Annotated in this window: 2 protein-coding genes; both read left to right on the top strand. The window is 38.9% G+C overall.

Features of this window, described 5'->3' with window-relative positions:
• Nucleotides 1-811: MotA/TolQ/ExbB proton channel family protein (locus DBR11_RS27655; protein ID WP_233260936.1), on the top strand; the 811-nt coding region annotated here is incomplete at its 5' end.
• An 87-nt stretch (nt 812-898) separates the two neighbouring features.
• Entirely contained in the window at nt 899-1,516 is a 618-nt protein-coding gene (locus DBR11_RS27660) for a biopolymer transporter ExbD (protein ID WP_108555769.1), read from the top strand.
• The last annotated feature ends 88 nt before the right edge of the window (nt 1,517-1,604 follow it).

Below are 1,604 nucleotides of genomic sequence, written 5' to 3' on the forward strand. Positions count from 1 at the left end.
ACCAACAACAGTTACAAAAGAAAGCTCGTCAGCTTCTAATTTATTCGCTACTCTGGTAATTCCTATCTGTATTATCATCGGGATATGTCTTTACAAATTTGTATTAGGTGATCCGAACAACTTTATCGACAACAATCCTGAAATGGGCCCTAAAGTAGGTAACTATGCTGGTATGGCTTACAAAGGGGGAGTTATCGTTCCGATTCTAATGGGTATGCTTTTAATGGTATTTGTATTCTCAGTTGAACGTTTTATCGTAATCGGAAAAGCAACTGGATCAGGTAGTCTGGACGCTTTCGTTAAAAAAATCCAAGGCCTTTTGAGCAACAACAACATCGAAGCTGCTATGGCTGAGTGTGACAAACAAAAAGGTTCTGTTGCCAATGTAATCAAATCCGGTTTGAAAAAATACCGTGAAATGGAAGTTGAAGCAAACATGGATACTGATCAGAAATGTTTAGCCATTCAGAAAGACATCGAAGAAGCAACTACTTTAGAGATGCCAATGTTAGAGCAAAACTTAACAGTAGTAGCTACTTTAGTTTCTGTAGGTACGTTAACAGGTCTATTAGGTACAGTAACAGGTATGATCAAGGCCTTCGGTGGTTTGGCTACATCTGGAGCTCCTGACCAGGCTGCGTTAGCAAGTGGTATCTCTGAGGCCCTTATCAACACGGCTACAGGTATCTGTACTTCTACTATCGCGATCATCATGTATAACATCTTAACTTCTAAAATTGATAAATTAACTTATGCAATTGATGAAGCAGGTTTTAGCATCATCCAAACTTATGCTTCTACGCATAAATAAGAAATAATGAATTTTTTTTTACCGGCTTTATGGAAAACCGGAAGAATTAACATCATTAGTATAAAACATAAGTAATTTAAAAAAATTATGCCAAGAGCAAAGGTTAAAAGAAAGAGTACTTCGATTGATATGACCGCCATGTGCGACGTAGCTTTCCTGTTGCTTACTTTCTTTATATTAACAGCAACTGCACGCCAGCCTGATCCTTTGGATATCAAACTTCCGTCATCGAGCTATAAGATTCCGGTGCCTGATGTTGATATTGCGAAGCTGACCATCGGCCACGGAAAAGTGTTTTACGAGGTTGCAGGGAAAGACGTTAAAATGGCGACTTTGGATAAAATGGCTGAACAATACAAAGTGAACTTTACTCCTCAGGAGAAAGAACGTTTTGGGGTAATCCAGTCATTCGGTGTACCGATGCAAAGTTTAAAAGCATTCATCAATTTACCTGATGAGGCTGCAAGAACTAAATCTGGATTACAGATCGGTATCCCTACAGATTCACTGGACAATCAATTGTCTGCCTGGTTACTGAATTCGCGTAAAGCTGTTGCAGAATTGCATTCTACCCAAATGCGTGTAAGTATCAAAGGTGATGCAAAAGAAGAATATCCAGTGGTTAAGAAAATCGTTGATATTCTTCAAAAACAAAAAATTAACAAATTTAGTTTAATTACAACTGCCGCAGGCGGTGCTAAATAAAGATAGACAATGGCAGAATTAGATACCTCCAGCGGGGGCGGTAAAAAAGGAGGCGGTAAGGTCAGAACCAAGAAAGCGAATACCAAAG

It is taken from the genome of Pedobacter sp. HMWF019, from assembly GCF_003061025.1.
Taxonomy (GTDB): domain Bacteria; phylum Bacteroidota; class Bacteroidia; order Sphingobacteriales; family Sphingobacteriaceae; genus Pedobacter.